The sequence below is a fragment of the Pseudomonas sp. NPDC087690 genome (assembly GCF_044743175.1).
In the GTDB taxonomy this organism is placed as follows: Bacteria; Pseudomonadota; Gammaproteobacteria; order Pseudomonadales; family Pseudomonadaceae; genus Aquipseudomonas.
On the sequence record NZ_JBIUVX010000005.1, the window covers coordinates 48,954 to 65,874 of the forward strand.

21 protein-coding genes are annotated in these 16,921 nt (G+C 58.5%); 10 read left to right on the forward strand and 11 right to left on the reverse strand.

The genetic code is table 11. The features are described from left to right. Positions 1–183 precede the first annotated feature (183 nt). Positions 184–1,146: a thioredoxin-disulfide reductase gene (gene trxB / locus ACIPIZ_RS09550; protein ID WP_064387984.1), complete on the forward strand. Its 963-nt coding sequence runs from the start codon at positions 184–186 to the stop codon at positions 1,144–1,146. Between the two features lie 213 nt (positions 1,147–1,359). Here trxB and ACIPIZ_RS09555 read toward each other — a convergent pair whose 3' ends face one another. The 6 genes from ACIPIZ_RS09555 to ACIPIZ_RS09580 all read right to left on the reverse strand — a co-directional run bounded on the left by ACIPIZ_RS09555 (position 1,360) and on the right by ACIPIZ_RS09580 (position 4,458). Beyond that, positions 1,360–1,698 carry a HopJ type III effector protein gene (locus ACIPIZ_RS09555; protein WP_401165084.1) on the reverse strand — a complete coding sequence of 113 codons (339 nt, stop codon included), beginning with the start codon at positions 1,696–1,698 and terminating at the stop codon, positions 1,360–1,362. Then, complete coding sequence (locus tag ACIPIZ_RS09560; protein WP_401165086.1) at positions 1,691–1,987, reverse strand: DUF1244 domain-containing protein; 297 nt, start codon at positions 1,985–1,987, stop codon at positions 1,691–1,693. Before ACIPIZ_RS09560 ends, ACIPIZ_RS09555 begins: the two co-directional genes overlap by 8 nt. A 106-nt stretch (positions 1,988–2,093) precedes the next feature. Continuing rightward, entirely contained in the window at positions 2,094–2,465 is a 372-nt protein-coding gene (gene folX / locus ACIPIZ_RS09565; RefSeq protein WP_053117178.1) for a dihydroneopterin triphosphate 2'-epimerase, read from the reverse strand. Continuing rightward, the gene (gene folE / locus ACIPIZ_RS09570; RefSeq protein WP_401165088.1) at positions 2,466–3,026 is read right to left on the reverse strand and encodes a GTP cyclohydrolase I FolE; all 561 of its coding nucleotides are present in this window, start codon (positions 3,024–3,026) and stop codon (positions 2,466–2,468) included. 21 nt (positions 3,027–3,047) lie between these two features. After that, complete coding sequence (gene folM, locus ACIPIZ_RS09575; RefSeq protein ID WP_401165090.1) at positions 3,048–3,758, reverse strand: dihydromonapterin reductase; 711 nt, start codon at positions 3,756–3,758, stop codon at positions 3,048–3,050. 133 nt (positions 3,759–3,891) lie between these two features. After that, a complete protein-coding gene (locus ACIPIZ_RS09580; protein ID WP_253480153.1) occupies positions 3,892–4,458 on the reverse strand; it encodes an antibiotic biosynthesis monooxygenase in 567 nt (188 codons plus the stop codon). A 211-nt stretch (positions 4,459–4,669) separates the two neighbouring features. Between ACIPIZ_RS09580 and ACIPIZ_RS09585 the strand changes: the two genes are divergently transcribed. After that, positions 4,670–5,629: a MerR family transcriptional regulator gene (locus tag ACIPIZ_RS09585; protein WP_064388013.1), complete on the forward strand. Its 960-nt coding sequence runs from the start codon at positions 4,670–4,672 to the stop codon at positions 5,627–5,629. 3 nt (positions 5,630–5,632) lie between these two features. On the opposite strand, the gene ACIPIZ_RS09590 is transcribed toward ACIPIZ_RS09585, so the two are convergent. Both ACIPIZ_RS09590 and ACIPIZ_RS09595 read right to left on the reverse strand, forming a co-directional pair. After that, positions 5,633–6,238 carry a hypothetical protein gene (locus ACIPIZ_RS09590; protein WP_064387978.1) on the reverse strand — a complete coding sequence of 202 codons (606 nt, stop codon included), beginning with the start codon at positions 6,236–6,238 and terminating at the stop codon, positions 5,633–5,635. 54 nt (positions 6,239–6,292) lie between these two features. Continuing rightward, complete coding sequence (locus ACIPIZ_RS09595) at positions 6,293–6,766, reverse strand: PAS domain-containing protein (protein ID WP_150646895.1); 474 nt, start codon at positions 6,764–6,766, stop codon at positions 6,293–6,295. A 154-nt stretch (positions 6,767–6,920) separates the two neighbouring features. Between ACIPIZ_RS09595 and ACIPIZ_RS09600 the strand changes: the two genes are divergently transcribed. Next, positions 6,921–7,376 (forward strand): flavodoxin, encoded by a 456-nt coding sequence (locus tag ACIPIZ_RS09600; RefSeq protein ID WP_064387976.1) that lies wholly within the window; start codon positions 6,921–6,923, stop codon positions 7,374–7,376. On the opposite strand, the gene ACIPIZ_RS09605 is transcribed toward ACIPIZ_RS09600, so the two are convergent. Next, positions 7,366–8,253: a LysR family transcriptional regulator gene (locus tag ACIPIZ_RS09605; RefSeq protein WP_064387975.1), complete on the reverse strand. Its 888-nt coding sequence runs from the start codon at positions 8,251–8,253 to the stop codon at positions 7,366–7,368. The two genes, ACIPIZ_RS09600 and ACIPIZ_RS09605, sit on opposite strands and share 11 nt — an antisense overlap. A gap of 97 nt (positions 8,254–8,350) precedes the next feature. Here ACIPIZ_RS09605 and ACIPIZ_RS09610 point away from each other — a divergent pair, with 97 nt between their 5' ends. The 5 genes from ACIPIZ_RS09610 (at position 8,351) to ACIPIZ_RS09630 (ending at position 12,351) form a co-directional block, all read left to right on the forward strand. Further along, positions 8,351–8,737, forward strand: coding sequence for a CidA/LrgA family protein (locus ACIPIZ_RS09610; RefSeq protein WP_064387974.1), 387 nt, complete (start codon positions 8,351–8,353; stop codon positions 8,735–8,737). Continuing rightward, positions 8,727–9,413, forward strand: a complete 687-nt coding sequence (locus ACIPIZ_RS09615; protein ID WP_401165092.1) for an LrgB family protein — start codon at positions 8,727–8,729, stop codon at positions 9,411–9,413. Before ACIPIZ_RS09610 ends, ACIPIZ_RS09615 begins: the two co-directional genes overlap by 11 nt. Positions 9,414–9,544: 131 nt before the next feature. Next, a complete protein-coding gene (locus ACIPIZ_RS09620; RefSeq protein ID WP_401165093.1) occupies positions 9,545–10,327 on the forward strand; it encodes a class II aldolase/adducin family protein in 783 nt (260 codons plus the stop codon). Next, entirely contained in the window at positions 10,327–11,229 is a 903-nt protein-coding gene (locus tag ACIPIZ_RS09625; protein ID WP_401165095.1) for an alpha/beta fold hydrolase, read from the forward strand. Before ACIPIZ_RS09620 ends, ACIPIZ_RS09625 begins: the two co-directional genes overlap by 1 nt. A gap of 210 nt (positions 11,230–11,439) precedes the next feature. After that, on the forward strand, positions 11,440–12,351 hold the full coding sequence (locus ACIPIZ_RS09630; protein WP_064387970.1) for an SDR family oxidoreductase: 912 nt from the start codon (positions 11,440–11,442) through the stop codon (positions 12,349–12,351). A gap of 45 nt (positions 12,352–12,396) precedes the next feature. On the opposite strand, the gene ACIPIZ_RS09635 is transcribed toward ACIPIZ_RS09630, so the two are convergent. After that, the gene (locus ACIPIZ_RS09635; RefSeq protein WP_205125813.1) at positions 12,397–12,663 is read right to left on the reverse strand and encodes a bacteriocin immunity protein; all 267 of its coding nucleotides are present in this window, start codon (positions 12,661–12,663) and stop codon (positions 12,397–12,399) included. Beyond that, entirely contained in the window at positions 12,660–13,088 is a 429-nt protein-coding gene (locus ACIPIZ_RS09640) for an HNH endonuclease signature motif containing protein (protein ID WP_401165097.1), read from the reverse strand. Before ACIPIZ_RS09640 ends, ACIPIZ_RS09635 begins: the two co-directional genes overlap by 4 nt. A 530-nt stretch (positions 13,089–13,618) precedes the next feature. Between ACIPIZ_RS09640 and ACIPIZ_RS09645 the strand changes: the two genes are divergently transcribed. Both ACIPIZ_RS09645 and ACIPIZ_RS09650 read left to right on the forward strand, forming a co-directional pair. Continuing rightward, the gene (locus ACIPIZ_RS09645) at positions 13,619–15,412 is read left to right on the forward strand and encodes a DUF1302 domain-containing protein (RefSeq protein ID WP_064387968.1); all 1,794 of its coding nucleotides are present in this window, start codon (positions 13,619–13,621) and stop codon (positions 15,410–15,412) included. A gap of 23 nt (positions 15,413–15,435) precedes the next feature. Next, on the forward strand, positions 15,436–16,803 hold the full coding sequence (locus ACIPIZ_RS09650; protein ID WP_401165100.1) for a DUF1329 domain-containing protein: 1,368 nt from the start codon (positions 15,436–15,438) through the stop codon (positions 16,801–16,803). Positions 16,804–16,921: the final 118 nt, after the last annotated feature.

Here is a 16,921-nt window from a genome sequence, read left to right on the forward strand (position 1 = left end):
ACCTATGAGCTGGATTGTTAAACCGTATTTCCTTAATCTTGCCCCCCTCGATACGCTGCACCCAACTTTTTACAGGACTGTCGAGCTCACGCCTTCCCCAAGGTTATCCACAGTCCTTTTTTATTCCCGCCGGCAGTCCGGCGATCCGGGTCTGTTTTTCGGCCCGGTCAACAGGAGCAGGTCATGTCTGAAGTCCGTCATTCGCGAGTGATTATTCTCGGTTCCGGCCCTGCCGGTTACAGCGCTGCGGTATACGCGGCCCGTGCCAACCTCAAGCCACTGCTGATCACCGGCATGCAGGCCGGCGGTCAACTGACCACCACCACCGAAGTCGACAACTGGCCGGGCGACGTCCACGGTCTGACCGGCCCAGTGTTGATGGAGCGCATGCGTGAACACGCCGAGCGTTTTGAAACCGAGATCGTGTTCGATCACATCAACGCCGTCGACTTCGCCGCCAAGCCTTACACCCTGACCGGCGACAGCGCGACTTACACCTGCGACGCCCTGATCATCGCCACTGGCGCCAGCGCGCGTTACCTGGGCCTGCCATCGGAAGAAGCGTTCATGGGCAAAGGCGTTTCGGCCTGCGCGACCTGCGACGGTTTCTTCTATCGCAACAAGCCAGTTGCAGTGGTCGGCGGCGGCAACACCGCTGTTGAAGAGGCACTGTACCTGGCCAACATCGCTAGCACCGTGACCCTGATCCACCGTCGCGAAACCTTCCGCGCCGAGAAGATCCTGATCGACAAGCTCAACGCTCGCGTCGCTGAAGGCAAGATCATCCTCAAGTTGAACGCCAACCTCGACGAAGTCTTGGGCGACAACATGGGCGTGACCGGCGCGCGTCTGAAGAACAACGACGGCAGCTTCGACGAAATCACCGTCGACGGCGTGTTCATCGCCATCGGCCACACCCCGAACACTTCGCTGTTCGAAGGCCAGTTGACCCTGAAAGACGGTTACCTGGTGGTGCAGGGCGGCCGTGAAGGCAATGCCACTGCGACCAGCGTTGAAGGTATCTTCGCCGCCGGTGACGTGGCTGACCACGTTTACCGCCAGGCGATCACCTCGGCCGGCGCCGGCTGCATGGCGGCACTGGACACCGAGCGTTACCTGGACGGTCTGCAGAACGCTTCGTTCTAAATCGCAGACATAAAAAAACCGGCCATATTGGCCGGTTTTTTTGTGCCCGCAGATTCAGCCACGTGATGATCATTCCCACGCTCTGCGTGGGAATGATCATCTGGACGCTCTGCGTCCGATGGGACGCGGAGCGTCCCCGGCTGCATTCCCACGCGGAGCGTGGGAACGATCACGGTGTAGGAGCTGCCGAAGGCTGCGATCTTTTGATCTTGATCAGCGGCGGGTCAGGGGTTGCGCGGTGAATTTGACGCCGGCCAGACCGTGCTGGATCAACGCACGAATATTGCCGTGATCGCTGCCCTCTGGCGTCGCGACCACCGAGCGGTAATGCTCACCAAACGCCAACAGCGCTTCCTGATCACTCAGCCCTTCCAGCAGCGCCAGACCCAAGGTCTTGCACGAGCCTTCGTTCTGCCCGGCAGCGTTCTCCACGCCACCGTTGTTGAACGCTTGCGGCTGGTAGTCGTAACCGGCAGCGATGAAGGCCAAGGTGTCGGCGAAAGCGTGTTCACCGCTGTTGAGACTGGCGCGCAGGGTATTCAGATCACTCATGGGTTTTTCCTTTGGCGAACGCTGCTTGTTGTTCAGCGTTGGCTTCTTGCTGATATTGGGCTTTCCATTCGGAGTACGGCATGCCGTAAACCACTTCGCGGGCGTCGTCGAGGCTGACCTCGATCTGGCGCTCGTCGGCTTCGGCCTTGTACCACTTCGACAGGCAGTTGCGGCAGAAGCCGGCGAGGTTCATCAGGTCGATGTTCTGCACGTCCTTGCGGCTGTCCAGATGGGCGACCAGCCGGCGAAAGGCGGCGGCTTCGAGTTCGAGGCGTTGTTGATCGGTCATGGGGGTCTCTGCGAGACAGCTTTGAGCGGCAAGCTTCAAGCTGCAAGATTGGATCGGGGTCGGCCGTTAGCTTACCGCTTGAAGCTTGAAGCTTGAAGCTTGAAGCTCAGCGGCTTGCCGCGAGCGTTATCGATACCGACTCGGCAAAACGCAGCGCATGCGGCTTGTCGACTTCGACTTCGGCGTACAGCACCGAACCGTTACTCATCACCAGATCGAGCAATTCCTGAGTCAGGCGTTCGAGCAGCGCAAAGCGATTGCCCTCGACGTGGGCGATGATCGCCTTGGTGATGGTGCGGTAGTTCAGCGCGTGATCAATGTCGTTGTCACGCACCGCTTCTTGTGCGGCATACAGGATTGTCACGTTGATCAGTACATCCTGCTTGTTGAGGATTTCGTCCTCGTTGATCCCGATAAAGGTGCGCAAGCGCAGATCCTTGACCCGGATGCGCGCCATTCCCGGTTGAAGTTGTGGCATTTACTTGCTCCGTCCAATCAATTGCAGGAACTCCTGGCGGGTGTTGCTCGACTCGCGGAAGGCGCCGAGCATGACCGAGGTGTTCATCGTCGAATTCTGTTTTTCAACGCCGCGCATCATCATGCACATGTGTCTGGCTTCGATGACCACGGCGACACCGGCGGCATCGGTGACCTGTTGCACCGCATCGGCGATCTGTCGGGTAAGGTTTTCCTGAATCTGCAGGCGCCGGGCGAACATGTCCACCAGCCGCGCGATCTTCGATAACCCCAACACCTTGCCCGTCGGAATATAAGCCACATGGACCTTGCCGATGAAGGGCAGCAGGTGATGTTCGCACAAAGAATGCAGCTCGATGTCGGCGACGATGATCATCTCGTCGCTGTCCGAGGCAAACAGCGCGCCATTGACGATCTCGTCGACGCTCTGTTCATAACCGTGACACAGGTATCGCATGGCCTTGGCCGCGCGCGCCGGGGTGTCGAGCAGTCCTTCACGGTCGGGATCTTCACCGAGGCCGATGAGGATGTCGCGGTAGTTCTCGGGCAGTGAGCGGGTCATGGAACATCCTCGCGAAGCGGCTTATTTGATGTGCCGTCCGCCGTTGACGGTCAGGGTCGTCCCGGTGACATAGGGGTTGTCGAGCAGGTAGCGCAGGCTCTGATAGATCACTTCACTGCCGGGTTCGATACCCAGCGCGGATTTGGCCAGGGCCTTGGCGCGGTACGCCGCGTCGTCGTCGGGATTGAACAATAGCAGGGCCGGCGCGATGCCGTTGACCTTGATGGCTGGCGCATAACGCGCGGCAAAGGACAGGGTCAGACTGTCGAGTCCGGCCTTGGTGGCGCAATATCCGATGTGTTTGCTGCTGCCCTTGCGCGTGACGTCGTCGCTGATGTGGATGATGTCGGCGGGCGTCGAGCACTGCAGCAAATCGGCGCAGTGCAGGTTGATCAGGTAGGGCGCAAGCATGTGCAGATTGATCATGCGCGTGAAGGCTTCGGTCTCGCTGCCCGGGGTTTCGGCCAGCCATTCGGAGGCGTTATGCACGATGGCGCGCAGGCTGTCGGTATGGTTTTTCAGTTCAGTGATGAAGGCGAGAATCCCGGCTTCTCTGGAGAAGTCGGCGAACATTCCGAGGGCGCCCAGATCACGCAATGTCTGCACGCCGGGACGTTCGGTGCGGTAGGTGAAGATGACGCGATGACCATCCTCGAGCAAACGCTGCGCACAATGCAGGCCGACCCGCTGGCCGGCACCGGTGATGAGGATCGGGGCTGCGGAATCTGGCATGAACGGCTCGCATCGCGGAGGGAGCAAAAACTATAACAGCGACACGCCGGAAAAGATCGCAGCCTGCGGCAGCTCCTGCACGGGCCGGCTTACGTTCCCGTAGGAGCTGTCGAGTGCAACGAGGCTGCGATCTTTAATGTTTCTGAGGTGTCGCTGAAACAGGCAGTCGCACCGGCGTGCTGTTCAGCCAGTTCGCCAGCAGGCGCGTCGACAGTGGAATAAAGAAGTAAACCATCAAAGGTGTCAGGCACGCCGTGCTGATCAACACACGCGGCAACAAGCTCATTTCAGCGAGCAGTGGGCCGAGGACAAAGTTGAACAGCAGCGACACTGGAAAGAACGCCAGCCAGATTGCTACCGCCTGCTTCCAGCGAGCAGGACGCTGACCGGCTGCACCGAACCAGCCTTCGATACCGCTGACTCTATGTTCCTTCGGATGCGCAAACAGATCGCTGCCACGATCCAGCCACGCAGTGCGCGAAGCGGAGTGCTCCCAGGCATGCAGGGTCTGTTCATCGACGAAGCGGAAAATAATCTGGAATTCGTTATCGCCGGGCGGCGGAGCGAGCACGCCGGAGCCGAGATAACCGGGAAAGTCGGTGGCCAGCTGTTCGCCTTCGCGCAGCCAGGCAATCAGATCCTGATAGCGGCCATCGGCAACGCGACGCGCAACCATCAACGTGACGGGGGAAGTAGACATTGTGTATCTCCGTATTTCGGTTGCGTCGTTCCGGGTAGGAAGTTCGCCTGACGCAGGCCGGGGTAGAGGCCTGCGCTTTTCAACTAGCAAGGATTATTCCTGATTTTAGCGATTACACCAGCGACATTCGTCGCAGATCTGTACTTGAACGATGAAGGGCGGTCAGGAGTAGAATGGGATCCAATTAACCAGCATGGAAGTTGACCGCACAATGCCCGTCATAACTGACGTACTCCCTGTTTCTCAGGCATCTACGGCGATTGAACGCGAGGATCTGTTCCCCATCCGCGAAGTCTCGCGGTTGACCGGCGTCAACCCGGTTACCTTGCGTGCATGGGAGCGACGCTACGGATTAATCGAGCCAACACGCACCGAAAGTGGGCATCGGCTGTATTCGATGAACGATATCGAGCGCGTTCGCAGCATCGTCGAATGGATCGACCGTGGCGTAGCGGTCAGCAAGATCGGCAGGATTCTCGCCAAGACCGAACCCTTGAAAGCGCTGGCGCACATCATTTCCGACGATCTGGTGCAGGCGGACTATCTGCAATGGCAGCATCAGGTGCAGCGCGCGATCAGTTCGTTCGATGATCAGGAAATGGATCGGGTCTATGGCCAGATATTTTCTTCGTATTCATTGGCCGTGGTCTTTCAGGACATTCTGATGCCGCTCTGGCGAGCATTGTTGCAGCGCCAGGACGCGTTCGGGCAAACCAGCGAATGGCTGTTTTTCGATGGTTTTCTCCGCGCGCGAGTGTTGCAGCGAATCGTCACGTTGCGCGCTTCCCAGCCACGCAGGATCGTCGTCAGCGCCTTGGCCGGTCAGTGCCGCGAACTGGAATTGCTGGTGGCGGCGTTATTTCTGAGTACCAGCGAATCGGGCGTGCGGGTGCTGACCACAGGCCAGCCGTTCGACGAGCTGACACTGATTTGCGAGAAGATCAAACCCGAAGCGCTGGTGCTGTTTTCCAATCATGCGCCCAGCGCGCAATTGCCACGGCGCCTGCATCGGCTGGCGTTGAGTCTCGATTGTCAGCTATTACTGGCGGGGGATGCAGCCGATCTGGCGCAGGACAGTCTGGCGGCAAGTTCGATTGGCTGTATTGGTAACGAAGGAGCAACCATGCGTCAGCGTCTGACGCAATTTCTTGCCGGAAAACTGGATACCTGAAAATCAGGTGTGCAGGGCAGGATGGGTCAAGCGATGCTGTTGCAGGATGAACTGACGCAGACGTTCGGTTTCATCGGCATCGGTCTGGTTCAGCTCGTAAGCGTAGAAGCCGTGTTCGGTTTCCCGTTCGAAATTGCCGCGCAATGCAATCCGCTCATACCCCGAAGGGCTGAACCACAAGGCAAAGTGCTTGGGTGGTTTGGTCTTGTTGCGCATTTCCAGCAACACACCTTTGTGCGACACCTCGTGCACCCACATCATGCCTGGCTGGCCTTTGGCATTTTCCAGCGCTACCGGCTCTTCGAGCACCAGCCGCCATGGGCGCACCATCGGGCCGTCTTCGTAAATGCTCGGAACGCCGAGGCGCAAATGCAGCGCATGAAACTCGTCTTCCACCAGGTGTAACGGAAAAGTCATTTGTTGATTTTCGAAGTTGGCCTGAATGGTCACTTGCTCATGAGCCGCGAGACGCGTGAGCAAATCACGAATCTGCGATCCGCCATTGACCAGCAGACTCGACGTCGCATCCCGCACGTTCAGTTGCGGGTTGTGCTGCATGGTCTGGATGAAATCCAGCTCATCCTGAGTGAGGAGGGCGTCGCGCTGCATGGCTAACTCGAAAGGAATAGTTACAAAGTCATTGGTGATTGTAGTTAATGACAATTAGTTCGCTGTTTTGTTTGAACCGTTCGTCGCTTTCAGCTGCGCCAGCTCTGCACGCAGCGCCGCAACCTCTGCTTCGAGCTGTACAACACGCTGCTGAGCTTTGACCTGAACCGTTACGTCTTTCTGCACGCCGACGGTATAAGTCATTCCATCATCAGCATTCACCGTTGAAAGCGACAGTTCATTCCAGAACGGCGTGCCATCCTTGCGATAGTTACGCAGGATTTCCCGGCATGTTCCGCCGTCGCGCAGCGTGTTGCGAATCAGCTCAAGACTCTCTTGATCGCGATCTCCTGCCTGCAAAAACCGGCAGTCCTGGTAGAGAATCTCTTCGCTGCTGTAACCGGTGAGACGTTCGAAAGCGGGGTTGACGTAGATCAGAATGTTGTCCTGCTCACCTTCTTTTTCGGCGACCACGATGCCGTCGTTCGACGCATTGATCACCATTTGCAGCAGACTGGCTTTGATCATCTTTGAATCCTTTCAAGAGTTGTCAGTGGCTCGCATTCTAGAAGAACCATCGGCGCTGTCTACTGGCCATTATCGGCAGATGAGATCCAATCGCAGCTTTGCAGTTCAGGCTGCTACTATCGCCGCTCATTTTTTCAGTTTCAGGATCAGATTGATGAAAGTCGCCATCCTCTCCGGTTCGGTCTACGGCACCGCCGAAGAAGTCGCCCGCCACGCCCAGAACCTGTTGAAAGCCGCTGGCTTTGAAACCTTCTACAACTCGCGCGCCAGCCTGACGGACCTTCAAGCGTTCGGTCCCGAAGCGTTGCTCGCCGTGACCTCGACTACTGGCATGGGTGAGTTGCCGGATAACCTGCAACCGTTGTATTCGACCATTCGCGATCAGTTGCCGGCAGCCTGGCGCGGTTTGCCCGGTGCCGTTATTGCGTTGGGCGACGCCAGTTATGGCGACACGTTCTGCGGTGGTGGCGAGCAGATGCGCGAACTGTTCGGCGAACTGGGCGTGCGTGAGGTGCAGGACATGCTGCGCATTGATGCCAGCGAAAGCGTGACCCCGGAAACCGACGCCGAGCCATGGCTGGCGCAGTTGATCGACGCACTCAAGGGCTGATCGGCCGCTCGCGTAAAAGTGCCAGCCACGCCTGCGCGGCTTTCGACAGATAAGCGCCCTGACGCCAGATAAACGCGATGTCCCAACGCAGATAATCCGGCGCGCGCAAGGTCAGGCGCACCACGCCTGGCCGCACCAGCCCGCGTGCGACCACCCTGGGCAACAGGACCACGCCTTGCCCGGCGGCGACCAGCGCTGCGAGAAAATCCGCCTGCCCGCTGCGCCCGCCTTCCTTCGGCGTGAAGCCCATTTGCTGGCACGCCTGCAGCAAGCGGTCGTTGAGCACGAAGCTGCGTTGATAAAGCAGGAACGGTGTGTCGGCCAGTTCCTCCAGGCCGATCTCGCCGCGCTCGGCCAGCGGATGATCGACCGGCAGCAACGCATCGAGCTTCTCGTCGCAGAACGGCTGACAGTCAAACTGCGGATCCTTCGGCAACAGACTGCCACCCAATTCCAGTTCACCGTTGAGCACAGCTTGCTCGATATGACGGCTGCCGCCCTCGAGTAACTGCACGCTGATGTTCGGATAGCGCCGGCGGTATTCGGCGAATAGCCCGGCAAACAGGGCATCGCTGCCCAACAGCGGCAGACCGAGGCGCAGCTCGCCACGGGCCAGATGACTGAGGTCGTCCAACTCGACCAGCAGCTCATTGCGCAAACGCAGCATGGCTTCGGCGCGTTGCAGCACCACGCTGCCAGCGGCGGTCAGGCGCAGCTGTGAGCCGAGCCGCTCGAGCAGCGGCGTGCCGAGACTTTGCTCCAATTGCGCGACCTGTTTACTCACCGCTGATTGACTGATGTGCAGGGTTTTCGCCGCTTGGGTAAAACCGCCCTGATGCATGACTTCGACAAAACTGCGCAGCTGTTTGAGTTCCATAAGTCTGATTCCATTTTGGAATGGCTACGAGTCTAACAATTCGCTTCGGGGATGGCAGGTCGCTTCGTAAAATAGGCTTCTGTAAGGAGCCAACCTCATGAACGCCGCCCGTCTCAAACACTTTTCCCGTCTGTTCGTCGAACTTGCCGTACTGCTCGGTCTCTACCTGCTCGGCTGCCTGATCGCCGCGTGGTTGCCCTGGCCTATTCCTGGCGGGGTGATTGGCATGGCGCTGTTGCTGCTGGCGTTCGCGTTCGGCTGGGTCAAACCGGCAGCGCTGCAATTGGGCGCGGGCCTGTTGATGGCCGAGATGTTGCTGTTTTTCATTCCCGCGTTGATGAGCCTGCTCGATTACGGCACGTTGCTGCGCGATGACGGCTGGCGGATTTTGCTGGTGATCGCCGCCAGCACCCTGATGGTGATGCTGGTGACCGCGTTCACCGTGGAACTGGCCGTGCGCGCGAGGCGTTCCCATGAAGCTTGAATGGATGCCGATGTTCTGGCTCGCCTTCACGTTGTTGGCGTACTTGTTCAGCCGCTGGATTTATCGGCGCACCGGGCGTTATGTGTTGTCGCCGCTGATTCTGGTGCCGGCGTTGCTCCTCGCGCTCGCCGTACCGCTGCACACCGCGTACGCCGAATATTCCAGCAACACTCATTGGCTGATGCTGGTACTGGGCCCGGTGACCGTCGCCTTCGCCGTGCCGATCTGGCAGCAACGACATTTATTGATACGGCACTGGTCGGCGCTGATGCTGGGCATGGTGGCGGGCAGTGCGGCTTCGATTGGCACCTCGTTCGGCTTGGCCAAGGCATTGGCGCTCGACAGTTCGGTGACCCTGTCGCTGGTGCCACGCTCGATCACCACGCCGTTCGCCATGCCGTTGGCACAAAACCTCGGCGGCGTACCAGAATTGACCGCCGTGTTCGTGATGTTCACTGGCGTGTTCGGCGCGATGCTTGGCGGGGTTCTGCTCAAGTGGCTGCCGTTGCGGAGCGCCCTGGCGCGGGGCGCGTTGTTCGGTGTGGGCGCACACGGTGCCGGGGTCAGTCGGGCGCGCGAAGTCGGCGGTGAAGAAGGCTCTGTGGCGGGCCTGGTGATGGTCCTCACCGGACTGCTCAATCTGTTCGCCGCGCCTTTGTTGGCGTCGTTGCTTTGACATGGATCCAAGCTGTTTGCATCGCTGACTCGATCAGTCATCAAGCTGGCTGCCAATGCAACTACGCGATTGCCTGCACCTGACTAGACTGCTGTCACGTGCAGAACAATAAGAACGCAGAGGTGCATACAGTGAGCGTAGCCCCCGTCCAATCGTCCCTGAATGTCAAAGACCAGGTCAGTGCCGCAGAATGGCAGACCCGTGTCGATCTCGCCGCTTGTTATCGTCTGGTCGCCGCCCATGGCTGGGACGATCTGATCTTCACGCACATTTCCGCCAAGGTGCCGGGCACCGAAGATTTCCTGATCAATCCGTTCGGCCTGATGTTTCATGAGATCACTGCGTCGAGCCTGGTGAAAGTCGATCAGGCCGGCAACAAGCTCATGGACAGCCCTTACGAGATCAATCCCGCTGGCTACACCATCCATAGTGCTGTGCACGAAGTGCGGCACGATGTGGTTTGCGTGCTGCATACCCACACCGCGTCGGGCGTCGCGGTGTCGGCGCAAAAGCAAGGCGTGTTGCCGATCAGCCAGCAGTCGCTGTTCGTGCTGTCGAGCCTGGCCTATCACGGCTATGAAGGTGTCGCGCTGAACCACGAAGAGAAGGCGCGCTTGCAGGCCGATCTGGGCGAAAACAATTTCCTGATGCTGCACAACCACGGACTGCTGACCTGTGGCGGCACCATCGCCGACACCTTTCTGATGATGTTCACCTTCCAGCGCGCCTGCGACATCCAGGTGATGGCGCAAACCGGTGGCGCGGAACTCATCGCCATCGAACCGCAGATTCTGGCGGGCGCCAAAGCGATGATCGCCGGCGTCACCAAAAGTGCTCAAGGCATGGGTGGCGCGCTGGCCTGGCCAGCGTTGCTGCGCAAACTCGATAAACAAGACCCGGGGTATAAACTCTAATGCCTCTCGCCGAGATTCCTCTGTGTGTCTGGCGCAAACGCAGCCAGACGTTTGTCTTCCGTGGCCAGCCGATTCGTTACTGGACGACGGGGCAAGGTGAGCCGCTGCTGCTGATCCATGGCTTCCCGACGGCGAGTTGGGATTGGCATTACCTGTGGCAGCCACTGGCTCAGCGCTATCGGATGATCGCCTGTGACATGCTTGGTTTTGGCGACTCGGCGAAACCACTCAATCACACCTATAGCCTGCTGGAACAGGCCGATCTGCAACAGGCATTGCTCGCGCATTTGCAGATCGAGCAACCGGTGCATGTGCTGGCGCACGATTACGGCGACAGCGTTGCGCAAGAACTGCTGGCCCGGCATTACGAAGATCGCATCGAAATCGCCAGTTGCGTATTCCTCAACGGTGGCCTGTTTCCGGAAACCCATCGTCCGGTGCTGATGCAAAAGCTGCTGCTCAGTCCGCTGGGCTGGATGATCGGCCGCGCGTTTACCCGTGATGCCCTGGTGAAAAGCTTTCGCCAGATCTTCGGCCCGCAGACTCGGCCCAGTGAAAGCGAGATGGATGATTTCTGGAGCCTGGTCGACAGCAATCGCGGGCCGCGCATCATGCACAAGTTGATCAACTATATTCCCGAGCGCCGCGTTCAGCGCGACCGCTGGGTGGCGGCCATGCAGCGTGGGGAAATTCCGCTGCGGTTGATTGATGGTGATGTCGACCCGATCTCCGGTGCGCACATGGTCGAGCGCTATCGGGAGTTGATTCCTGACGCAGACACCGTGCAGTTACCGGGTATCGGTCACTATCCACAGACCGAAGCGCCGGTGCAGGTGCTCAAGCATTATCTGGAGTTTCGCGAGCGTTTTGTGCAGCCGCCGCGCAAAGTCGCCTGCTCCTGAAGATCAAAAGATCGCAGCCTGCGGCAGCTCCTACATGGATTTGTGCAGGAGCTGCCGCAGGCTGCGATCTTTTGATTTTTAGTACTACCGTGTCTCACTATCCCTCAGCCTTATCGCACACCATTCAGCCCCAACCGTGTTCATTGTGACCAAAAGCCCCGTGCCTGACACTCGGGGTCAATGTTCCATTGGACTGCTGGAGTTGCCCTGATGAATGAGTCTGTGCGTTTCGAAGATAAAGTCGTAATCGTCACCGGAGCCGGTGGTGGCCTCGGACGGGCGCACGCTCTGCTGTTCGCCAAACAAGGCGCGAAAGTGCTGGTCAACGACCTCGGCGGCTCGGCTCAGGGCGAGGGCGCCAATGCCTCCGCCGCCGACCGCGTGGTCGCGGAAATCCGTGAGGCCGGCGGCATCGCCGAGGCCAACCACGACTCCGTCACCGACGGCGACAAACTGGTGCAGAACGCCCTCGATGTGTTCGGCCGTGTTGACGTGGTGGTGAACAACGCCGGCATCTTGCGCGACAAGACCTTCCACAAAATGGATGACGCCGATTGGGATCTGGTTTACCGGGTTCACGTCGAAGGCGCCTACAAAGTCACCCGCGCCGCGTGGCCGCATATGCGCGAGCAAAATTATGGCCGGGTGATCTTCACCGCTTCGACTTCAGGCATCTACGGCAACTTCGGCCAGTCCAACTACGGCATGGCCAAACTCGGCCTGTACGGCCTGACCCGCACCCTGGCCATCGAAGGCCGCAAGAACAACATTCTGGTCAATGCCATCGCGCCAACCGGCGGCACGCGCATGACCGAGGGTTTGATTCCACCGCAAGTGTTCGAGCAACTCAAACCGGAACTGGTCAGCCCGTTGGTGGTGTATCTGGCCAGCGAGCAATGCCAGGAGACTTCCGGGTTGTTCGAGGTCGGCGGTGGCTGGATGGGCAAAGTGCGTTGGGAGCGTAGCCTCGGCGCCGGCTTTGATCCACGAGTCGGGTTCTCGCCGGAAGATGTCGCGGCGCACTGGCAGCAGATTTGCGATTTTGAGGGGGCGGCGCATCCGAAGGACAATATTGAAGCGCTGAAGGAAATGATGGCGAATTTGCAGAAGTATTCGTTGTAAATGGAGAACCAAGCGAGCAGGCCAAGATGCCTGCTCGCTTGGTTGTTATTCTTCAGGTTTGAAGCCTGGTTTTCCGTTGGCAGCGCGCCATTGTTTTATCGCTGTCAGCACACCAGTAGGGCTGTCTTCGACACCGTCTTCAGGATAATACAAAATATTTGTCCCATTGGGATGCTGCGATGTATCCACAATGTTATCGACTATCGCGTCGTGTTCTTTTTCTGAGGAGTAATTTCCCTCAAATAATCTGTTGATAAGGCTCGCATATTCCGACTCTGTGTACTCTTCAAGTTTGCTTTTAAGTTTGATCATGGAGTCTCGCCTTTTTTGGAATGTGCATCGATATGCTGCTTTGGTGTTAATAGGGTCAGGTTGGATATATCGTAGACTGAGCCACCCTCATTTATCGGATTGATATGGTGGATTTCAAATTTTCTTCTCTTGCCAATGTGTTCTGCAATGTCTGCACTTGGTGACAGGCCTTTGCTCGCTATTGCCGTTGTATGGATAGCTTCGGTCAATTCCCATGGTGGAGGCTTTTGCATATTCATATCCTTTTGAATGTGCGCGATAAGTCGCCGGCAAGTCAGTGCGGCCAATAGTGACGTCCATGTCACCGGCGAGTGTTTGAGGCGTTTCAAGTTACAACAGATTTCAAGTTGCAAAATCTGAGAACTTCGTAAGTAAACAGGTTTTGTTTTGGAAGAACTTTCCAGGACTTTCAATTTGTCGGTCATCGTTCTCCTGCGAACAGAGAAACGTCCGACATTGTTCTCGGAAGTTTTTCGCTGAGGGAGGCGTTTAACTTTTCATCAGGCATAAAAAAGGCCGCTGCAAACGCAGCGGCCAAGGTAAGACGTTGGATCAAGGAGCTACAAATCAACGTCAGTGAACACGGGGTTAAGAAACCGAATCCTTCGATTCCTCTGAAATCTGTTGCCAATCGCTTCAGTGAATCAGCGTAGCTGGCTTCGCGCTTTTCGGCGGCTGCCGTGAAAGCGCGTTCAGAATAAGGTCATGAGCGCGTAGGAAAAATACCGATTCCGGACATGCACTGTTGCGGGGCATGCAACAGTCCCGTGACCCGATGTGCGCCATGCGCTGCATTGATGATGCTCCATCCAGCTCACTCATGAGTTGCGCAAAGCCACGGTGCGTGCGGGCATTCATCCTTTCGAGCGACAACGCGAATACCTCCTTGGAGCGCTTATCGACCAGATTGCCCGGCAGTAGGGTGGGGTCTTCTGTCACTCACCGGGGAAGACGCATGACAAAAACAACAATGCGCGCCATCTTCACACCGCAGGCGCTGGCCGCTGCGGTGGCTCTGGGTTGCTGCGCCCAGGCGCACGCGGTTTCGTTCAATATCGGCGAGATCGAGGGGACGTTCGACTCGTCGCTGTCGGTGGGCGCGAGTTGGGGCCTGCGCGATGCCGACAAGTCGTTGGTCGGCACGGTCAACGGCGGCACCGGGCAATCTTCCACCGGGGATGACGGGCGTTTGAACTTCAAGAAGGGCGAGACCTTCTCGAAAATCTTCAAAGGTATTCACGACCTCGAACTCAAGTACGGCGACACCGGTGTGTTTGTGCGTGGCAAGTATTGGTATGACTTCGAGCTCAAGGACGAAGACCGCGAGTTCAAGCCGATCAGTGACAGTGGCCGCAAGGAGGGCGCCAAGTCGTCCGGTGCGCAGATTCTCGATGCCTTCGTCTATCACAACTACACCATCGCTGACCTGCCGGGCACCGTGCGCGCGGGAAAACAGGTGGTGAGTTGGGGCGAGAGCACGTTCATTGGCAACTCGATCAACAGCATCAACCCGATCGATGTCTCCGCGTTCCGGCGTCCCGGTGCGGAAATCAAGGAAGGCCTGATCCCGGTGAACATGCTGTTCGGCTCGCAAAGCCTGACGGACAAACTCTCGGTTGAAGGTTTCTATCAGCTGGAATGGGACCAGACCGTCCTCGACAACTGCGGCACGTTCTTCGGCGTCGATGTGGCAGCGGACGGTTGCAACAACGGTTACACCGTTGGCAACCCGGCGATCGCACCATTGGTGCCGTTGACCACCGCGTTTGGCCAAGGCATTCAGGTGACGCGCGAAGGCGTGGTGATTCCCCGTGGCGGCGACCGCGATGCGCGCGATTCCGGGCAGTGGGGTACGGCATTGCGCTGGCTCGGTGATGACACCGAGTACGGTCTCTATTTCATGAATTATCACAGTCGCACGCCGTCGGTGGGTACTACCACGGCGGGGCTATCGACCCTCTCGGCGTTGCCGGCGATGGTCGGTATCGCCAACGGGCTGGCGCCTGGCAGCGGCTCAGGCCTGGCGCAAAGCGTGATGCTCGGGCGCGGTCAGTACTACCTTGAATACCCGGAAGACATTCGTCTCTACGGCGCGAGCTTCTCGACCACGCTGCCCACCGGCACTGCCTGGACCGGCGAGATCAGCTATCGGCCAAACGCGCCGGTACAGGTCAACACCAATGACCTGACACTGGCACTGCTCAACCCGATTGCCGGTGGCACGGCATCTCCACTGGTAACCGCGCCGGGTGCGGACAACAAGGGCTATCGCCGCAAGGAAGTCACGCAGATCCAGAGCACGCTCACGCACTTCTTCGATCAGGTGCTGGGCGCTGAGCGTCTGACCGTGGTCGGTGAAGCGGCGGTCGTGCATGTCGGCGGGCTGGAGTCGCGCAGCCAGCTGCGTTATGGCCGCGATTCGGTCTACGGCCAGTATGGTTTCGGTGGCGACACCGACGGTTTTGTCACCTCGACTTCGTGGGGCTACCGCGCCCGGGCCATCCTCGACTACGCCAACGTGATCGGCGGCATCAACCTCAAACCCAACCTGTCGTGGTCGCATGACGTCGCCGGCTACGGCCCTAACGGGCTGTTCAACGAAGGGGCGAAAGCGATCAGCGTCGGCGTCGATGCCGACTATCGCAACACCTACACCGCGAGCCTCAGTTACACCGACTTTTTTGGTGGTGACTACAACGTTCTCGAAGACCGTGACTTCGTGGCCCTGAGCTTCGGCGTGAACTTCTGATCTGCCCGAGAAGGATGAAAGCAATGCGCAAAATGATTCTGCAATGTGGTGTCCTCGCCCTGAGTCTGCTGGCGGCCAACGTGATGGCGGCGGTGTCAGCGGATGAGGCGAACAAGCTTGGCACCAGCCTGACCCCGCTCGGCGCCGAGAAGGCCGGTAACGCTGACGGTTCGATTCCGCCATGGACCGGCGGGATTCCGAAGAGCGCCGGGGCGGTGGACAGCAAGGGTTTTCTCGCCGATCCGTTCGCCAACGAAAAACCGTTGTTCACCATCACCCCGGCCAACGTCGACAAGTACAAGGACAAGCTTTCCGAAGGCCAGGTGGCGATGTTCAAACGCTACCCGCAAACCTACAAGATCCCGGTCTATCCGACTCACCGAACCGTCGCCGCCCCGGCGGACATCTACGAGTCGGCCAAACGCAGTGCGCTGAACGTGACGACGATCAACGACGGTAACGGCCTGGCCAATTTCACTGGCAATCGCTATTACGCCTTCCCGATTCCGAAAAACGGCGTCGAGGTGTTGTGGAACCACATCACTCGTTACCACGGTGGCAACGTCAAACGCATCATCACGCAGGTGACGCCGCAGACCAACGGCAGCTACACGCCTATCCGCTTCGAAGAAGAAATCGCCGTGCCGCAGTTGATGAAGGATCTCGATCCGGACAAAGCGGCCAATGTGCTGACCTTCTTCAAGCAATCGGTGACTGCGCCGGCGCGTCTGGCCGGTAACGTGCTGCTGGTGCACGAGACCCTCGATCAGGTGAAGGAGCCGCGTCTGGCGTGGATCTACAACGCCGGTCAGCGCCGGGTGCGCCGCGCGCCGCAGGTGGCGTATGACGGTCCGGGCACCGCAGCGGATGGTCTGCGTACCTCGGACAACTTCGACATGTTTTCCGGTGCCCCGGATCGCTATGACTGGAAACTGGTCGGCAAGAAGGAAATGTACATTCCGTACAACAGCTACAAGCTTGATTCACCGACGCTCAAGTACGACGACATCGTCAAGGCCGGGCACATCAACCAGGACCTGACCCGTTATGAATTGCACCGTGTCTGGGAAGTCATCGGCACGGTGAAGCCGAGCGAGCGGCATATCTATGCCAAGCGCCACATGTACATCGACGAGGACAGCTGGCAGGTGGCACTGGTTGATCACTACGATGGCCGCGGTCAACTGTGGCGGGTCGCGGAAGGACATGCGCAGTACTACTACGATCACCAGGCTCAGGCTTATACGCTGGAAGCCCTCTACGACATCATTGCCGGCCGCTACATTGCCTTGGGAATGAAGAACGAAGAGAAACACAGCTTCGAATTCGGCTTCGAAGCCAAGGCCGCCGACTACACCCCGTCGGCCCTGCGCGCAGAGGGCGTTCGGTAACGTTTGCGATACACCGGCTGCACAAAAGGCGACCGCACGGTCGCCTTTTTTATGGCTGGCAATCAGCGCGCTGAATACTCGTCAACAAGCTCACTGGAGAGGGCTAGGGTGACCGTAC